Here is a 16962-nt window from a genome sequence, read left to right on the forward strand (position 1 = left end):
GCCTAAATGGGTTTAGTCGTGTCGGTTCAATCGTCCGCGGGCGCCGGCGTTCGACGGATCGCGTCGAGGCAGTCGAGCCAGTCGCGCATATACTCGCCGCAGTGGTTGAGGAACGCGCCGTTGTTCCACTCGTCGAAGTCGCCCTCCGCGAGCGCGTCGGCCATCGCGTCGAAGACCGCCGCGTACGAGTCGGCGTCGTCGCCGACGTCGTCGATCACTTCCCAGACGTGCTCGTTCAGCTCCAGCCCCGCGACCTCGTTCGCGAGGTCGTCGAACGTCGAGCGCGCGGCCTTGTTGTGTTCACAGAGCGGCCCGCCGTTGTAGATTCGCTTGCCGAGCACGTCGCAGGCGCGTTTTACGAAGAGGCCCGACCAGATGTCGTCGAACCGGCCCACGTCCCACTCGTTGTCGTCCATCGGCAGCTGGTAGAACGCCGGGATCACCTCGCGGCGGAACGCGAGGTTCATCGAGCAGACGGTGAGGTAGTTGCCGCGCGCGGCGACGAAGTCCTCGCCGAAGTCGTCGGCGCTCGTCCGCGTCTGCGCCTGCCCCTCTAAGTCGCCGTCCATCAGGATCCGGACCGCGTCGAGGTCGGGGACGTTCGTCCAGAGCCCCTGCGAGGCGACGACCTCGCCCGCCTCGACCGCGACCGAGTCCGTCTCGACCGTCTCGTCCATCGCGGCGTAGGGGTAGCCGCGCGGGTAGAGGCCGTGTTCGTCGGCGTTCTGGTAGAGGACGTTCACCCAGTCCTCGTCGGAGCTGACGCGCTCGATCTCACCGCCGAACGCGAGGTTCTCCATGTGCCGGCCGAAGTAGTCGACGTCGTCGTGCGGGAGCGTGTCGTCGTCGATGAACACGCCGTAGTCGAACGACTCGTCGGCCCACATGTACAGCAGGCCGAAGCTCGTCTCGGCGTGGCTCGCGGCCGGGACGACGTGGCCGTACTCCGCGACCCCGTTGGCCTCGTACCACTCCTCGCGGCGGCTGCCGTCGAACACCTCGCCGGAGACGCCCAACTCGTCCAGCATCGAGCGCATCTCGGCGACCTCACAGAAGTCCTCGGTGACTAAGACGAAGTGGAGCCGCGAGACGTCGAAGCCGTGCTCGCGAGCGTTCTCGACGTACGCGCGGACGCAGTCGTACTCTCGGATCGTCGGAACGATGACGCAGGTGTCCGGACCGTCGCGGCCTGAGGCGGTCGCATCCATACACGGTAGTTTTTAGGCCCACCTAAAAAAAATTAGCGGTCCGGGGTGGCCCGCGTCGCCGAGTCGGACTCAGCGGTCGACTCGTCGGGAGCGCGGGTCACCGAAAGGTCGAGCGCGGCCGCGACGAGGCCGCCGCCGGCGAGCGTGACGGCGTTCTTGAGCGCGTGGTCGAGGGCCGCTGCCGCGAGCGCGGTCTCGGCCGGGATCGGCGTGGTCGCGACGACGATGGCGGTGAACGCCGCCTCGTACAGCCCGATCCCTCCCTGCGAGAGGGGTAACACCTTCGCGAGGTTCCCGGCCGAGACGGCGAGGGTGCCGACGACGAGCAGCGTCGCGGGGGCGACCGCCCCGGAGAACCCGCCGACGAGCGCCGCGAGCACGAAGACGGCGGTCACCACGTCCAGCGCCCACACGACGCCGCTCGCGAGGAACACCCGGACGAGCGCGGTCGCGTCCGCGGCGACGACCCGGACGGCGGCCCCGAACCGGACCGCGGCGTCGACGGCTCGGGAGAGCCGAGGACCGTCGACGCGCTCCCGGAGGGACGGGCCGAACCGTCGGTCGCTGCGGGCGAGCGCGACGACCCCCGCGGAGAACGCCGCGGCCGCGACGGCGATCCCGGCGGCGGCCGCGACCGCCTGCCCCGACCCGTTCGGCGTGACGGCCCGACCGTCGACGAGCAGGACCGCGAGCGCGGTGCCCCCGATCGCGCCGAGCGCGACGAGGTCGAACGCGCGCTCGACCGCCAGCGACGCGACGCCGGTCGGGTACGGCACTCCGCGCCGGTCTTTCAGGAGGTACGCCCGCACTCCGTCGCCGGCCCGCGCGGGGACGATCAGGTTCGCGGTCTGGCTCGCGAACACCGCCGCCGTGAGGAAGCCGGTGCGACAGCGGTGTCCCATCGGCGCGAGGACGTCGCCGTACCGGCGGCCGCGAACCGGCCACGACAGCAGGTACGCCGCAAGCGCCGCGAGGAGGAGCGCCGGGTTCGCGGCCGTCGCCGCCGCGACGACGGCCTCGACGTCGAGCGTTCGCACCGTCACCGCGCCGCCGACCGCGAGCACGAGGAGGGTTCCGGCGACCGTGAGCGACCCCCGAGGGAGGCGTTCGCGGAGTCGAGCGGTGGCGACGCGCGGGTTCATTCAATTGTTTAGGTTGGCCTAAACAGTAAAACGCTGGCGGTTCGTGCCGACGAGACCGGAGCCGTGATCCGGCCCGGCCCGCCGAAACTCGTTTGTTCGGAGAAATGTGATTGGCACACATGGACGCGAACAGCCCGGAGGCCGGTACCGAACGGGACGGCGTGCGGATGTGGCTCGTCGAGCGCACCTACTCCGACGACGAGCAGAACATGGTCATCCTGACGTACGCGACGCCTGACGGCGACCGCTACTTCCGCAAGGAGCGCGCGCTCACCTCCTTCTCGGACATCCGCGACACCACGGCGGCCGTTGACGCGGCGCCGTCGAACGTCGGGACCGTCGACGACCCCGACGACCGCGAGCGGTACGCCGCCGAGGCGGCCCGGATGGCGAACGCGCACGACCCCGACGACGTGATCTGAGCCGCGAGCGAGTCGCGGCCGGAGCGGTCCCGCGCTCGGGCCGCCCACACCGCTTTTGACCGCGCGGCCCGAACGCTCGACCGATGCGAGCCACCCTCGAAACGCTCGGAATCACCCTCCTCGTCGGCGCCGTCCAGTCCGTACTCGGCGTCGTCGGTCTCGCCGGCCTGTTCGCGCTGTCGACGCCCCTGTCGGTCGCTCCGTGGACGCTCGTCACCAGCGTGTACGCGCACGGCTCCGTGAGTCACCTCGTTGCGAACGGCGTCGGGCTGCTGCTCGTCGGTCCGCTCGTCGAGCGCCGGACGACCCGGGCTCGGTTCCACGCGTTCGTGGTCACCACGGGCGCGCTCGCCGGCGTCACGCAGGTGGTACTCAGTGGTATCCTCGGACCCTCGGCCGCCGTGTTGGGGATCAGCGGCGCGCTGTTCGCGCTCGGCGGCTACCTGCTCGCCGGCAACGTCGTGAGCGCGACGCTGTTCGACCGGCTGCGGCTCTCCCCGCGGGTCCAACTGCTCCTATTTGGACTGGTCGCCGTCGTCCTCACGGCGACGACGGCCGCGCCGGGCGTCGCGCTCGTCGCGCACGCGACCGGCGCGTTCTGCGGCCTCGTGGCCGGCCGGGTCAGTCTCCTCGACGCGCGGTGAGGCGTTCGCGGGCCGCGTCGCTACTCGGTGGGAAAAAAACGAAAGGGGTGAAAGAGAAACGCCCTAGCGCTCAGTCTTCCAGAACGATCTCGATGCTGACGTCGTTCGGCACTTGGACGCGCATCAGCTGACGGAGCGCGCGTTCGTCGGCGTCGATGTCGATCAGACGCTTGTGGACGCGCATCTCCCAGTGCTCCCACGTCGCCGTCCCCTCACCGTCCGGGGACTTTCGCGACGGGATCTCGAGCGTCTTCGTCGGCAGCGGGATCGGGCCCGACAGGGCGACTCCCGTCGAGTCCGCGATCTCGCGGACGTCGTCGCAGATGTCGTCGAGGTCCTCGGGGCTCGTGCCGGCGAGGCGGACGCGTGCCTGCTGCATCGATTATCGCTCGTTGACTTCGAGCACCTTGCCGGCCGCGATGGTCTGACCCATGTCGCGGATGGCGAAGCTGCCGAGTTCCGGAATCTCGCCGGACGGCTCGATGCTGAGCGGTTTCTGGGGGCGCACGGTGACGACCGCGGCGTCGCCGGACTTGATGAAGTCCGGGTTCTCCTCGGCGACCTCACCGGACGACGGGTCGATCTTCTGGTCGATCGACTCGATCGTACAGGCGACCTGCGCCGTGTGGGCGTGGAAGACCGGCGTGTAGCCGGCCGTGATGACCGACGGGTGCTGCATGACGACGACCTGCGCCTTGAACGTCTCGGCGACGCTCGGCGGGTCGTCGGCGGGGCCACAGACGTCCCCGCGGCGGATGTCGTCCTTGCCGATGCCGCGGACATTGAATCCGACGTTGTCACCGGGCTCGGCCTTGGGCACCTCTTCGTGGTGCATCTCGACCGTCTTCACCTCGCCGCCCACGTCGGACGGCTGGAAGGAGACGTTGTCGCCGGTGTTGAGGATCCCGGTCTCGACGCGTCCCACGGGGACGGTCCCGATACCGGAGATGGTGTACACGTCCTGAATGGGGAGTCGGAGCGGCGCGTCCGTCGGCGGCTCGGACTCCGGCAGGTCGTTGAGCGACTCCAGCAGGGTCGGGCCGTCGTACCAGTCCGTGTTGTCGGACTTCTCGGCGACGTTATCGCCCTCGAACGCCGAGATCGGCACGAACGTCGTGTCGTCCGTCGCGAAGCGGACCTGGTTGAGCAGGTCCTCGACCTCGCCGATGACCTCCTTGTAGGAGGACTCCTGGTAGTCGACCAGGTCCATCTTGTTGACGCCGATGATGAGCTCGTTGATACCCAGCGTGCGGGCCAGGAACACGTGCTCTCGGGTCTGGGGCGCGACGCCGTCGTCGGCCGCGACGACGAGCACCGCGTTGTCGGCCTGCGAGGCGCCCGTGATCATGTTCTTCACGAAGTCACGGTGGCCCGGGCAGTCGACGATGGTGAAGTAGTAGTTGTCCGTGTCGAACTCCTGGTGGGCGATGTCGATCGTGACGCCGCGCTCGCGCTCCTCGGCGAGGTTGTCCATCACGTAGGCGAACTCGAAGCCGCCCTTGCCCTTCTCTTCGGCTTCCTCGCGGTGCTGCTCGATTACGTGCTCGGGGACGCTCCCCGTCTCGAAGAGGAGGCGACCCACGAGCGTACTCTTGCCGTGGTCGACGTGGCCGATGATGGCCAAGTTCTGATGCGGTTTGTCACTCATGGGGTAATCACGCGCTAAGGCGCTCTGTGAGTAAGTTTCGGTAGATTCCACTAAAACGGTTTCGATACGGCCCACAGACGATCCCGGCGCTGTCCGGCGATTCTCGACAACGCGGGGCACGCCACACCGACGCACGGGCGTCGGCTCGGCGGCGACGCGCTGACGCCGAACTGCGTCGACAGGGCGAAAACGATCGACCGGGGAGCGCTACTCGAGTCGTCCCACGTCGCCGAGGACCGCGCTCGCCGTCTCCGGGCCGCCCGCGCCGCGACCGGAGATGTTGAGCCGCCCGGCGTGAGAGGTCTCGATCTGGACGATGTTCTGCGTGCCGGAGACCGCGAGCGTCCCGTTCTCGGGGACGAGCCGCGGGGCGACCCGGACGGTCTCGCCGGTCGCCTCGCCGATCAGCCGCACCGTCCGTCCGTCCTCGGCCGCGAGGCGGAGCGCGGAGCCGGGCACGTCGCGGATTCCGGAGACGTCGGCGTCGTCGAGCGTGAACTCCCGAGCGTCGGCGGGGGCGTCGGCCGCACCGAACGAGAGGACGTTCGCGAGGATGACGCACTTCAGCGCCGCGTCGGTCCCGTCGACGTCGAAGGAGGGGTCGGCCTCGGCGACGCCGAGGTCCTGCGCCTCCGCGAGCACGTGGTCGTAGTCGAGCCCCTCGGCGGCCATCCGCGTCAGGATGAAATTCGCCGTCCCGTTGAGGACGCCTCGGACCGCGGTGACGTGGCCGGGCTCGATGTCCTCGACGGTCGAGACCGCCGGGATCGCGCCGCCCACGGTCGCCTCGAACCGGATCTCGCCGTCGCTGTCGTCGACGGCGGCCCGCAGGTCGCCGAACCGCTCCGCGACCGGACCCTTGTTCGCGAGGACGGCGTGGCGGTCGCGCTCCAAGGCGGTCGTCACGTGCGAGAAGCCGGGTTCGGCGTCGCCGAGCGTCGTGGGCGTCGCCTCGACGAGGGCGTCGTAGTCGGCGGCGAGCGCGTCGGCCGGGTCGTCGTCGCCGACGATCCCCCGCTCGCTTTTGCGAGCCACGACGGCCTCGGGATCGACGCCGGCGTGACCGTCCGGACCGCCGGTCCCGTCGGCGACGACCGCCGAAGAGGAGTCCGCGACCGCGACGACCTCGTGACCGTACTCGCCGGCCAGTTCGACGACGGAGCGCCCGACGGCGCCCGCGCCGATCACGGCGAGTCTCACGCGTCCACCCCCGTGAGCGGCTCGACGACGCGGAGTTCCTTCTCCGCGGCGAGGTCGCGGACCGCCGCGAGCGCCGCGTCCGTCTCGCCCGCGCGGGCCTCTAGGCGGAGCCGCGCGCTCGACGCCTCCTCGGTCCCCTGCGGCGCCGCGAGCGACACGTCGGCGACCGACGCCGACTCGCAGGCCTCGATCCGCGAGAGCGTGTCGGAGAGGTCCGTGTCGATGAGGTGGCCGAAGAGGAGGATCGTCACCTCCTCGGCGTAGCGCTCGGTTCCGGCCTGCATCACGTTCACGCCCTCGCTGCGGAGGGCCTCGACGATCTCCTCGAAGTGGTCCGGCGTCGCCTCGAAGTCGACCTCGACCGGGATCCGCCCCCGCGGCGTCTTGTTCCCCCGCTCGTGGTAGATCGAGAGGAGGTTGCCGCCGTTGTCCGCGATCGGGTGGAGCGCGGCGAGCAGCTGTCCGGGCTCGTCGACGAGCTCCAGCCGCACCGTGTGCGTCGATGGGGTCGCGGCCGCGTGACCGCCGTCCGGAGACGCTCCGGAGGTCGTCGGGTCCGGCTCGTCGGACGCGGCCTCTGGCGCCCCGTCGCGACGGTCGCTCACGCCGCCACCTCCGGCGCGTCACGGCTGCGGGGGCACGCCCGAGGTCGGCGCGTTCCTGTTCCCGACGTGGAGCGGTCGCTCGGTGGCTCCGTCGCGATGCGCCGGGGGGGAGTCGTGCCCGTCTGCATACCCGAACGGAGTCGGACGATCCGCTATAAGCCTTCGGCGATGGCAGGCGTTGCCTCGCCTCCGCGTCTGCCAACGCGCCCCACGGGTCGAATCGGGGCGTCGATCGCGGGGAAACCGATCGACGACGGGGGTGTCGACGGGAGAATTATGTGTCACCGACCCGTCTCGCGGGTGTGAACTCCCTCCACCCCGCCGGTCGGCGGCCACGACGCGAACGTCCCCGTAGAATCGTCCGCCGCCGCCCCGAGGTGTCGTAGCGAATGGGCGACGGACTCACGATCAACGGGCCGAGCACGGTCGCCGGTGCGGTGGTGATGCTGGTCATCGGCCTCGCCGCGGCCGGCTACGGCGCGTACGACTACACCCAGCAGTCGAACGCCGTGGAAGGCGCCGTCGAGGTCGACGCCACGGTCACCGAACTCGGCGTCGAACCGGTCACGACCGGAAGCAGCACGGGCGCGAGCTACCGGCCGACGGTCCGGTTCACCTACGAGTACGACGGGCGCGACCACGAGAGCACGAACGTGTTCCCGTCCGCGATCGAACCGAACTACGACACCGAGTCGGCGGCGCGAGCGGTCCTCGACGGGTACGCGGTCGACGAGACCGCCACGGCGTACGTCGATCCGTCGGACCCGGACGGGGCGTTCCTCCGGTCCCAGACGTCGAACGCGCCGCTGCTCGCGGTCGCGGTCGGCGTGGGTTTCGTCCTCGTCGGCGGACGGTCGGCGGTCAAGCGAGTCCGCGGCTGACGGGGGCGGCGCGAGACCGGTTCCGCCGCTGACGACGGGAGCCGGTCAGCGAGAAGCGTCACGAGCGGGCGGTCGAACGGAGAGTCGTGCGAAGAGCGGCCGCAGAAACCGCGAACCGCGTCGTCGACTTAGAAGTAGTCGATCGACTGCGGCAGTTCGAGCTTCATTCCTTTGCGCTCGCGGATCTCCATGATCTGTTCGCGCTGGAGGTTGTCGACGAGCACGCGGAAGCCCGCGTTCTCGGTGTTCCACGAGGCGCGGCCCTCGGTGGCCGAGCGGATGTCGGAGGAGAACCCGATCATCTCCTCGACGGGCGCGATGCCCTCGACGACCATGAGGTCGCCCTCCTGGTACATGTCGTCGACGCGGCCGCGACGGCCCTGAATCTCGCCGGACGCCGCGCCCATGTGTTCCGAGGGCACGTCGATCCGGACGTCCTGGATCGGCTCGAGCAGGCGGACCTCACCGTCGATCAGCGCGCGGTGGACCGCGTCGCGGACCGCGGGGATGACCTGCGCGGGGCCGCGGTGGATGGTGTCCTCGTGGAGCTTCGCGTCGTGGAGGCGGAACAGCGACCCCTGGACCGGTTCGGCGGCCAGCGGGCCGTCGTCGAGCGCTTCCTGAAGCCCCTCCAAGACCAGCTCCATCGTCTCGTTGAGGTGCTGGATACCCTTCGTGTCGTCGATGAGGATGTTCGTCCGGTGGATGTCCTCGACGTTCTGGGAGGTGTCCTTGTCCATGCCGGCCTCCTGCAGCGCCTCGCGGCGCTCCAGTTCGGGCATGTCCATCGAGACCTCGCCGAGCTGGATGGCGTCGACGATGTCCTGGTCCATCGGCTCGACGGTGATGTAGAACTTGTTGTGCCGGTTCGGCGACTGCCCCTCGACCTCGCGGGAGGACTCCTGAGGCTGCTCGCGGAACACGACGATCGGTTCGCCGGTGATGACCGGGATGCCCTGGTTGTCGCGGATCCGCTGGGTGATCACTTCGAGGTGGAGCTCGCCCTGCCCGCTGATGAGGTGCTCGCCCGTGTCCTCGTTGATCTCGATCTGGATCGTCGGGTCCTCCTTGGCGACCTGCTGGAGCGTCTCGATGAGCTTCGGCAGGTCGTCCATGTTCTGGGCCTCGACGGACTTCGTGATGACCGGCTCGGAGATGTGTTCGATCGACTCGAACGGCGTCATCTCCACGGAGGAGACGGTGGAGCCGGCGATGGCGTCACGCAGCCCCGTGACCGAGGCGATGTTCCCCGCCGGGACGCGGTCCACCTCCTCGCGTTCGGACCCCATGAAGAGCCCGACGCTCTGGATGCGGTTCTTCCCCGCTGTGCCGGAGACGTACAGCTCTTGGCCCTTCTCCAGCGTCCCGGAGAAGACGCGGCCCGTCGCGATCTCGCCCGCGTGCGGGTCCATCGAGATGTCGGTGACCATGAAGACGACCTCGCCGTCCTCGTTGACCATCCGCATCGTGTCGGCCAGCTCGCTCTCCGCGTCGCCGCGCCAGATGCGCGGGACACGACGGGGCTGAGCGTCGACCGGATTCGGGAAGTGCTCACAGACCATGTCGAGCACGACGTTCGAGAGCGGCGTCCGCTCGTGGAGCTCCTCGCGCTTGTCGTTCTGTTCGAGCTCCATGATGTCGCCGAAGTCCATGCCGGTCCGCTGCATGGAGGGCATCGAGACGCCCCACTTGTACAGCGCGGAGCCGAACCCGACCGTGCCGTCCTCGACGGAGACGGTCCAGTCCTCGGGGATGTCGTCCATGTTCTCGGCCATCCCGCGGATGAGCTCGTTGACGTCGGCGATGACCGACATCAGCCGCTCTTGCATCTCCTGGGGCCCCTCCTGGAGCTCCGAGATGAGTCGGTCGACCTTGTTGATGAAAAGCGCCGGCTTCACGCCCTCGCGGAGCGCCTGCCGGAGCACCGTCTCCGTCTGGGGCATCGCGCCCTCGACGGCGTCGACGACCACCAGCGCGCCGTCGACCGCGCGCATCGCGCGGGTGACGTCGCCCCCGAAGTCGACGTGGCCGGGCGTGTCGATGAGGTTGATGAGGTGGTTGGTGTCCTCGTACTCGTGGGTCATCGAGACGTTCGCCGCGTCGATGGTGATGCCGCGCTCCTGTTCGTCCTCCTTCGTGTCCATCGCGAGCTGCTCGCCCGCGGTGTCCTGAGAGATCATCCCGGCACCCGCCAGCAGGTTGTCGGAGAGCGTCGTCTTGCCGTGGTCGACGTGGGCGGCGATGGCGATGTTCCGGATGTTCTCCGGGGTGTCCATCAGCCGCTCGCACTCTTGAACGATCTTCTTGCGTCGGCCCATTATACCGAGTGTTACCGAAAGCAGGGTCAAAAGGGTAGTGTTTCGTCGCGGCCGTTTCGCCGGGGATCACCCGGGAACCCCGCCGATTTCGTGTCGACGGGTGTCACGGAGCGGTCGCCGTCGGGCCCCCTCCCGAGCCGCGTTCCGTGACACCGTCTACCGTCATCGGCGCGGTTTTAAGACCGACTCGGGAAACGGGAGGTATGAACGAGACGCTCTCACGGCTCGTCGACAGCGGCGTTGTCGCAGTGTTGCGCGGAGTGCCCGCCGATCAGCTCATCGGAATCGCCGAAGCGCTGCGCGAGGGCGGCGTCACCGCCGTGGAGATAACCGCCGACACGCCGAACGTCGCCGGACTCATCGACGAGGTCTCCGGCTCCTTCGGCGACGAGGTCGTCGTGGGCACCGGAACGGTCCTCGACAGCGAGACCGCCCGGACGACGCTGATGGCGGGCGCGGAGTTCGTCGTCTCGCCGAGCCTCCACGAGGACGTCATCGAGACGTGCAACCGCTACGGCGCCGTCAGCGCGCCGGGCGTGATGACGCCGACGGAGGCGGTCCGCGGCTACGAGGCCGGCGCCGACTTCGTGAAGGTGTTCCCGGCCAAGACCGTCGGGCCGGACCACCTCGGCGCGATGAAGGGGCCGCTCGGACAGATTCCGATGATGCCGACCGGCGGCGTGAGCCCCGACAACGCCGCCGACTACGTCGACGCGGGCGCGTTCGCGGTCGGCGCGGGCGGCGCGCTCGTCGACTACGACGCCGCCGAGCGCGGCGACTACGAGGTCATCACCGAGACCGCCCGCGAGTTCACGCGAGTGGTCGAGGAGGCGCGCGGGGACGAGTAAGCGGGGGAACCGCGCCGCGCGCCGGCCGTCGGCTCAGCGGCGCCTGCGGCGACGACGCCGTGCCGACCGGCGTCGAGCGCTCCGGCGATCATCCGGACCTGACAGCCGAACCCGGATACCCGCTTATTGCGTCAGCGAGCGTGAGAGACGCTATGAGCGATTCTCGATGACGACCATCCCGATGCCCACGGACGCCGACCGCTGCGTCCGCTGCGGCGCGTCGACCGGCCGCGGTCGGCTCGTCGTCGCGAACTCGGCCGACGATCCGCTACAGGTGTACGAGTGCGGCGCCTGCGGCGCCGTCGTCCGGGTCGGCGGCCACGAGTGGTGACCCCGGAGGGGCGGCCGCGAGCGGCCCGACGGACCGCCTCACATGAAGTCCGCGATGCCCGACTGCTTGTTGGTGTCGTCCTCGAAGATCGATTCGAGCGACTGGTCTAACACCTTCAGCCGCTGTTTCGTGTAGGGCCGGCAGCCGAACCGCTCGGCCACCTCGATGGCGGTGTCGACGTACTTGCTCACCGACCCCTCGTGGACGGTGAGGTTCACCCGACCCCCGCACTCGCGGCACTCGCCGGTCAGCGGCATCCGGCGGTACTTCTCGCCGCAGTCGAGACAGCGCGTCTCCTGTCGCGAGAACGCGCGCAAGTTCCCGATGATGTCCGGCAGGAAGTGGTACTCGATGACGCGCTCGGCCACGTCGGTCTCGTCGACCGCGCGCAGCTTCCGGGCCAGCTCAAGTTGCGCGTCCATCTTCTCCATCATGTCGCCGAGCGTCTTGTACGCCGACAGGTCCGGCCCCATCGCGATGTCCGTCGTGTCGTGGGTGTGGTCGAACCCGTGGTACTCGTCGTCCGTGCCGAGGGTGTCCTCGCCGATCTGGATCAGATCCTCGACCGCCTCGGGGTCGGCCATCTCCCGCGAGGCCTCGTACAGCTCCTTGGGGTACTCGCGCACGATGTCGACGTTGTGCGCCTCGTCGTCGATCTCCGAGGGGTCGATCCGCGAGGACATGACGAGCGGCGCGTCCATGGAGTTGTGAGCGTACAGCCAGTTGGCCGTGAACACCGGGTCACCGCCGACCTGTAAGTCGTAGAGGTGACCGTCGTAATCGATGCGATCTACATCGGTAACCCGGAGATACGCGAGGTCACCGTCAACGAGCGGACGGATCGTCTCGAGCATCTCGCGTGCAACGGTTGGGAGGTCGCGCTCGTCGAGCGTCTCGACGATCGACTCCAGCTGTTCGAGGCTGATGTTTTCACGTCGCTTGAGGTATTTCGGGATGAGCTCGGTGATTCCCGAGATGTCCATGCGTCTGATTTCGAGGAGTTCCTCAGGAACGCCGACTGTGAGACTCTTCGGTTGATATGGATCCTCGCCGTCAAGAACGCGTCGAAGCGGGTTGTCTGAGGCCCCGCCGGAGACGGTAACCGTGTAGATCCGTTGTCGAGGCGTCTCTCTGTCGCGCGTCGAGACGTTGGCAACGATGCCGAGTCGGTGGAGCAGGAAGACGATCCCGTCTTTGAGGTCTTCACTCGTCGTATGGAATCTGATCGACGTGTGATTTTCGTCGGTCGGTTCGCTCCCGTCTCCAGTGATGAATCCACGCAAGAACGACCGTACCACCGATCGGTCGCCGCGGCGGATCGGTTCGGGAACGACCTTCTCGCTCGAATCGTACGACTCCTCGTCACGGAAGCCGAGTTCGAACAAGACATCCTCGAACACAGCCGGGAACCCGATTTCGTACGCCTTGTTCGACCACCGTACTGACGGTTCGACGCCGAGCGTATCCGTGATGATGCGCTCGGCCCGTCGGACGACCTCCTCGTCGGCGTTGGTGATAGTCGGTCGAACAGACGAGGTCGATCCCTCAGCGGCGAACAGTCCGAGAAGCCACGAGAAGTCCTCGTTCATCGGGATATACCGCGAGACACCTTTTGAGGATCCCTTGCGACCGATCTGCAGGTTCCACTCAGCGCGCCAGTTTCGTGATACCCCTTCGATATCACGGAGGGTTCGCAAGGCGATCTTCTTTTTCGAGAGTCGATACGAGAGTCCGCCGTCGAAGGCAGCGCGAGCGTCACTTCCCCACGGCGTCTCGTCCCACACCTCTCGGAGATAGGATTCAACCGATTCGTCGATGAACACGTAGGGATCGTCGACGCACTCCGCGACGTCGACGACGTTGCCGGCCTGCGGCTCGACGTCGAACTGCTGTGGCGCGACGACGAGGTCGCCGACTTCGAGGTCATCGCCGGCGACTTCTTCGATACCGTCATCGTACCGAAACAGACTGTGATTCGGCGTGATATCGAGCGATCGTCCGAACTGCGTCTCGACCCTAAGCAGGGTCTCGTCCTCGTCGGCGCGGTATCGGATCGCCTTCTCGATCGGTTGGAGACTCGACTCATGACTCCCGTCGAACGTGTACGTCTGCCAGCCTTCGTGTACGCACGTTCGTTTCTTGAACTTCCCATCGACTTCGACGGGCGATTCGAGCTCGTTCCAGAACTCCTGGAATGTGAGGTATCGGATCCGTCCATGTGGATCGCGAGCGACGAGTCGGGAGTCCTCGGCGACACTGCCGCCACGCTGATCGGGGAGGTATTCTTTCGAGAAGTTGAGCAGTCCGTCCATGAGGAGCATGACGCAGTCCTCGTCGCCGTCACATTGAGCGACTGACAAGTCGTTCGCCGCGAGCGTGTGCGTCTCGGCGACGGTAAGATTGTACGTGTATTCGACGTCGCTTTCGAGGAACGAAACCGACGCAACTTCGTCAGTCTCGATTCCTCCGTCCGTCGCCATGCCGGTGGCGGCGTTCGGCGATACGTTCTGCTGTGAAGGACTCGACGGAACGGAATCACCGACCTCCAGTTCGTTCGCGGCCACTTTTTCAACTTCCCCGTCGACGACTCGCAGCATCGTGTGGTCGGGCGTCACGCGAATCGAACGCCCTCGACGCGTTTCGATCCGGACGAGGTGATCCTGACTCGGATGTTTTGAGACGGCAGTCACCGGCTGTGTCACCTCGTTTCCGCGTTCGTCGATCGAAGGCACCTCGATCGCACCGTCGAGTTCCTCAACGAGCGTTCCGAAGTCGTCGGTCCGCGGATCGTCCAGCCGGTCCTCGACGAACGTCTCGATCGTTTCGCGGTGCCGACCCGCGTTGTCTCGATACTCGATCTCCGTCTCCGGATGGAAGCAGTTCCGCCGTTTCGCGGCGTGAAAGTACGGATGCGCGTATCCGACCGCGGCCGATGTGAAACCGACCACTCTCCCGACGGTCGCGGCGCTCGTGTGCGGCGCCATCCCGAAGACGAGCTCGCCGACGAGGTCGTCGCGCTCGTTCACCTCGTAGAAGCGGTCGAGCCCGTAGAACTGTTCGAGGAGGTCGTCGACGAAGTCCGCGGTCTTCAGCATGTGCTCCGCGGCGCCGTCCGAGAGGACGATGTCCTGGACTCGCAGTTCGACGACCTGGTCGTCGTGTCGCAGCGGCTCGCCGTCGACATCGGTCTCGTAGCCCAGCTCGCGGAAGTGGTCCGCGGTGACGTCGAGTTCCTCCGGGCGGACCGCGGTGACGGGGAGGTCCGTCATGTCGTAGCGGACCGTCCCGTCCTTGAACGACGTGACGCCGTTCTTCGCGCGGAGGACCCCCTTTTCGATCGGCTCCGGCGTCTTGTTCCGCGAGGTCAACCCCTGAACGCCTTTCAGGATCTCGAAGGCGGACTCGCGCTCGCCGACCGTCTCCAGCGCGGAGCGGTACGCGTCGTTGACGTCGACCTCCTGGTAGCTCGCGGCCGTCACCTCCCACTCGCAGTTCGGGCACTCGACGCGGCCGGCCTCGTCCGGCTCGCAGACGGTGCCGCAGTCGCCGCACTCGTAGTGCGGCTCCGTGTGCGCCCCGCAGTCCGGACACCGAGCGGCGTAGGCGTGGTCGCCGCAGTCGGGGCAGACGCGGTCGGAGACCTCCAGGTCGTGGCGGCCGCGGCGGCCGCGGTCGTCCATCACGTTCGCCGCCTCCGCGACGTCGCGCTGGGGCCCCCCCGCCTCGTTGATCGGGAAGAGGGTGTGGACCGCCGGCGAGAGGTCGCGGCTCTCCGACTTCTCCGGTCTCCCCATCCGGTTGCCGATCCGGGTCGGGGCGCGCTCGCGCACTTCGAACGGGGCGACCTCGTTGACCGCGCGGACCGCGTTCTCCCCGTCTGCGTACCCGCGGGCGGCCCGCGAGAGGTCGTCCGCGTCCCACTCCTTGCGGAGTCCGTCGTCGATTCCGAGCGACCGCGCGAGGGGTCGCCACGTCGGGATTCGGAGGGCGTCGGGGGTCGCCGCGTGCTCGATCAGCAGCGACTCCAAGGCGTCTCGCACCCGGTCGGTGTGCTCGATCGCGAGCACGCCCTCGACGACATCGCCCGCGGCGACCGCGTCGGCGAGGGTCTCGAAGGCGTCGACCGACACGTCGTGCCAGAGGTAGGTGTACTCGGGGTGGAGCGGGCAGTCGTACTCGTCCGCCCACGCGAGCGCGGCGTCGACGGCGGGGTGTTCGAGGTCGACGTGCGGATCGTCCCGCATCGCGCGGACGTCGGCGCCGGCGTCCTCGAACTCCTGGACCCACCACTCGGGGACGTACGAGGCCGGCGCGAGCGGGTGGTTGTTCTCGACGAACTCGCCGTAGTTGACGAGGTACTCCCCCAGATCGAGCACCTTCTCGATCCCGTTCCGGATCTCCTTCGCCTCCTCGGGGTCGTCGATCTGCCGGACCTCGCCGTTCGCGAGTCGAACGGTCGGCCCCTCGATGGAGTCGACGGGCACGACGCCGTGCGCCTTCCCCGGCCGCTCCGTCTTGATCTGGGTCCCGGCCGCGAGGAAGTCGTCGACGATGTGCATCGTCGCGGGGTGGACGCCGCCGGTCGCGAAGCCGTGGTTCCGCGCCCGGCCGTAACGGAGCCGGAACCCGCCGGCCTCGCTCGGGTGGGTGAAGACGGGGCGGCCCGCGATGAGGTCACGGAGGAACTTCTGCGAGGGCTCGGCTCGCGGCGGGCCGTCGGCCTCGGCTTCGACGTCGGACTCCGCGTCGTCCGGTTCGCCGTCGGCCGCCTCGTCGCCGCCCGCCGCGTCGTCCGCCTCGTCCGCCTCGTCCGCCCCGTCCGCAGATTCGGGGTCGTCGCCGTCGCCGGCCCCGTCCTTCCCGATCGTGCCGTCGATGAGGTCCTGGAGCCACGGCCAGTCGACCTCCTCCAGATCGCGGGTGTACCGCTGGATCTTCGGGGCCTTCAGCGCGATCCCCTCGGCCGCGACGAGGCACATCCCGCCGCGGGCGGAGTTGGTGTCGATCCGTTCGAGGTCGCGGAACCCGGACACCTCCTCGTCGCTCGTCGCCTCGCCGTCGAGCATGACGGGGATGTGCTTCGCGATGAACTTCGACTCCTTGTCCTTCGGCGTGTACTGGAGCCCGGTCTCCTTGTCGTATAAGGCGATCTCCTCGGCGTACCGCTCGACCTCCTGGTCGCGGGCCTTGTACTCGTCGACATCGAGCAGCGAGCGGGCGTAGTCGGCGACGAGCACCGACAGCGCCTGTGCGGTCCCGCCCGCCGACCGGATCGGTCCCGCGTAGTAGACGTTGACGAACTCGGTGCCGTCGTCGTTCTCTAACAGCTCCACGCGGTCGATCCCCTCGATCGGCGCGGCCACGACGCCTTCGGTGAGCAGCGCGACGGCGGTCCGGACCGCCCCCTCGATTTTCCCCTCGCGGGAGTCGTAGTCGCCGACGGTCCCCTCGACGAAGTCCGTGACGAGTTCGAGCGCCGCCTCCTCCCGGGACATCTCTCCCTCCAGGTCGCGGACGCGCTCCGCGACGCCGTCGATCCCGAGGATGTTCTCGACGCGGTCGGCCATGTCGCGCGCGACCGGGATCTCGATCTCCGGCTCCGGGTCACGTCCCTGCTTTTTGGCCGCTTCCGCGACGTCCCACGCCTCGTCGAGACGGTCTTCGATCCGCGCGAAGTAGCGCTCGTCGTCCGGTCTCATCGCCGGGACTCGTCGC

13 protein-coding genes are annotated in these 16962 nt (G+C 68.2%); 5 read left to right on the forward strand and 8 right to left on the reverse strand.

Annotation, left to right across the window (positions count from 1 at the left end):
- Positions 1-26: 26 nt before the first annotated feature.
- Positions 27-1208 carry an alpha-1 4-glucan-protein synthase gene (locus ABDZ89_RS12500; protein ID WP_343779574.1) on the reverse strand — a complete coding sequence of 394 codons (1182 nt, stop codon included), beginning with the start codon at positions 1206-1208 and terminating at the stop codon, positions 27-29.
- A gap of 32 nt (positions 1209-1240) precedes the next feature.
- The gene (locus ABDZ89_RS12505; RefSeq protein WP_343779577.1) at positions 1241-2350 is read right to left on the reverse strand and encodes a lysylphosphatidylglycerol synthase transmembrane domain-containing protein; all 1110 of its coding nucleotides are present in this window, start codon (positions 2348-2350) and stop codon (positions 1241-1243) included.
- Positions 2351-2469: 119 nt separating this feature from the next.
- Here ABDZ89_RS12505 and ABDZ89_RS12510 point away from each other — a divergent pair, with 119 nt between their 5' ends.
- Entirely contained in the window at positions 2470-2772 is a 303-nt protein-coding gene (locus ABDZ89_RS12510) for a DUF7967 family protein (protein ID WP_343779579.1), read from the forward strand.
- An 83-nt stretch (positions 2773-2855) separates the two neighbouring features.
- Entirely contained in the window at positions 2856-3416 is a 561-nt protein-coding gene (locus ABDZ89_RS12515; protein ID WP_343779582.1) for a rhomboid family intramembrane serine protease, read from the forward strand.
- Between the two features lie 70 nt (positions 3417-3486).
- On the opposite strand, the gene rpsJ is transcribed toward ABDZ89_RS12515, so the two are convergent.
- The 4 genes from rpsJ to ABDZ89_RS12535 form a co-directional block, all read right to left on the reverse strand.
- A complete protein-coding gene (rpsJ, locus tag ABDZ89_RS12520) occupies positions 3487-3795 on the reverse strand; it encodes a 30S ribosomal protein S10 (protein WP_004048854.1) in 309 nt (102 codons plus the stop codon).
- Positions 3796-3798: 3 nt separating this feature from the next.
- Complete coding sequence (gene tuf / locus ABDZ89_RS12525; protein ID WP_343779585.1) at positions 3799-5064, reverse strand: translation elongation factor EF-1 subunit alpha; 1266 nt, start codon at positions 5062-5064, stop codon at positions 3799-3801.
- 207 nt (positions 5065-5271) lie between these two features.
- Entirely contained in the window at positions 5272-6264 is a 993-nt protein-coding gene (locus ABDZ89_RS12530; RefSeq protein WP_343779587.1) for a homoserine dehydrogenase, read from the reverse strand.
- Entirely contained in the window at positions 6261-6869 is a 609-nt protein-coding gene (locus ABDZ89_RS12535) for an amino acid-binding protein (RefSeq protein WP_343779588.1), read from the reverse strand. The genes ABDZ89_RS12530 and ABDZ89_RS12535 overlap by 4 nt, the downstream gene beginning before the upstream one ends.
- Positions 6870-7258: 389 nt before the next feature.
- On the opposite strand from ABDZ89_RS12535, the gene ABDZ89_RS12540 reads away from it, so the two are divergent.
- The gene (locus ABDZ89_RS12540; protein ID WP_343779590.1) at positions 7259-7750 is read left to right on the forward strand and encodes a DUF3592 domain-containing protein; all 492 of its coding nucleotides are present in this window, start codon (positions 7259-7261) and stop codon (positions 7748-7750) included.
- Between the two features lie 128 nt (positions 7751-7878).
- On the opposite strand, the gene ABDZ89_RS12545 is transcribed toward ABDZ89_RS12540, so the two are convergent.
- Positions 7879-10068 (reverse strand): elongation factor EF-2, encoded by a 2190-nt coding sequence (locus ABDZ89_RS12545; RefSeq protein WP_343779593.1) that lies wholly within the window; start codon positions 10066-10068, stop codon positions 7879-7881.
- Between the two features lie 203 nt (positions 10069-10271).
- Between ABDZ89_RS12545 and ABDZ89_RS12550 the strand changes: the two genes are divergently transcribed.
- Positions 10272-10916 carry a bifunctional 4-hydroxy-2-oxoglutarate aldolase/2-dehydro-3-deoxy-phosphogluconate aldolase gene (locus ABDZ89_RS12550; RefSeq protein WP_343779595.1) on the forward strand — a complete coding sequence of 215 codons (645 nt, stop codon included), beginning with the start codon at positions 10272-10274 and terminating at the stop codon, positions 10914-10916.
- A 181-nt stretch (positions 10917-11097) separates the two neighbouring features.
- Positions 11098-11247 (forward strand): hypothetical protein, encoded by a 150-nt coding sequence (locus ABDZ89_RS12555; protein ID WP_343779598.1) that lies wholly within the window; start codon positions 11098-11100, stop codon positions 11245-11247.
- A 38-nt stretch (positions 11248-11285) separates the two neighbouring features.
- Here ABDZ89_RS12555 and polC read toward each other — a convergent pair whose 3' ends face one another.
- The gene (polC, locus tag ABDZ89_RS12560) at positions 11286-16946 is read right to left on the reverse strand and encodes a DNA polymerase II large subunit (RefSeq protein ID WP_343779601.1); all 5661 of its coding nucleotides are present in this window, start codon (positions 16944-16946) and stop codon (positions 11286-11288) included.
- Between the last annotated feature and the right edge of the window lie 16 nt (positions 16947-16962).

Source organism: Halorubrum ejinorense, assembly GCF_039522565.1.
Taxonomy (GTDB): domain Archaea; phylum Halobacteriota; class Halobacteria; order Halobacteriales; family Haloferacaceae; genus Halorubrum; species Halorubrum ejinorense.

Coding starts and splice junctions, on each gene's coding strand:
- ABDZ89_RS12550 (WP_343779595.1), top strand. CDS start 10,272: ATGAACGAGACGCTCTCACGGCTCGTCGACAGCGGCGTTGTCGCAGTG.
- ABDZ89_RS12505 (WP_343779577.1), bottom strand. CDS start 2,350: ATGAACCCGCGCGTCGCCACCGCTCGACTCCGCGAACGCCTCCCTCGG.
- rpsJ (WP_004048854.1), bottom strand. CDS start 3,795: ATGCAGCAGGCACGCGTCCGCCTCGCCGGCACGAGCCCCGAGGACCTC.
- ABDZ89_RS12555 (WP_343779598.1), top strand. CDS start 11,098: ATGCCCACGGACGCCGACCGCTGCGTCCGCTGCGGCGCGTCGACCGGC.
- ABDZ89_RS12545 (WP_343779593.1), bottom strand. CDS start 10,068: ATGGGCCGACGCAAGAAGATCGTTCAAGAGTGCGAGCGGCTGATGGAC.
- ABDZ89_RS12515 (WP_343779582.1), top strand. CDS start 2,856: ATGCGAGCCACCCTCGAAACGCTCGGAATCACCCTCCTCGTCGGCGCC.
- polC (WP_343779601.1), bottom strand. CDS start 16,946: ATGAGACCGGACGACGAGCGCTACTTCGCGCGGATCGAAGACCGTCTC.
- tuf (WP_343779585.1), bottom strand. CDS start 5,064: ATGAGTGACAAACCGCATCAGAACTTGGCCATCATCGGCCACGTCGAC.
- ABDZ89_RS12510 (WP_343779579.1), top strand. CDS start 2,470: ATGGACGCGAACAGCCCGGAGGCCGGTACCGAACGGGACGGCGTGCGG.
- ABDZ89_RS12500 (WP_343779574.1), bottom strand. CDS start 1,208: ATGGATGCGACCGCCTCAGGCCGCGACGGTCCGGACACCTGCGTCATC.
- ABDZ89_RS12540 (WP_343779590.1), top strand. CDS start 7,259: ATGGGCGACGGACTCACGATCAACGGGCCGAGCACGGTCGCCGGTGCG.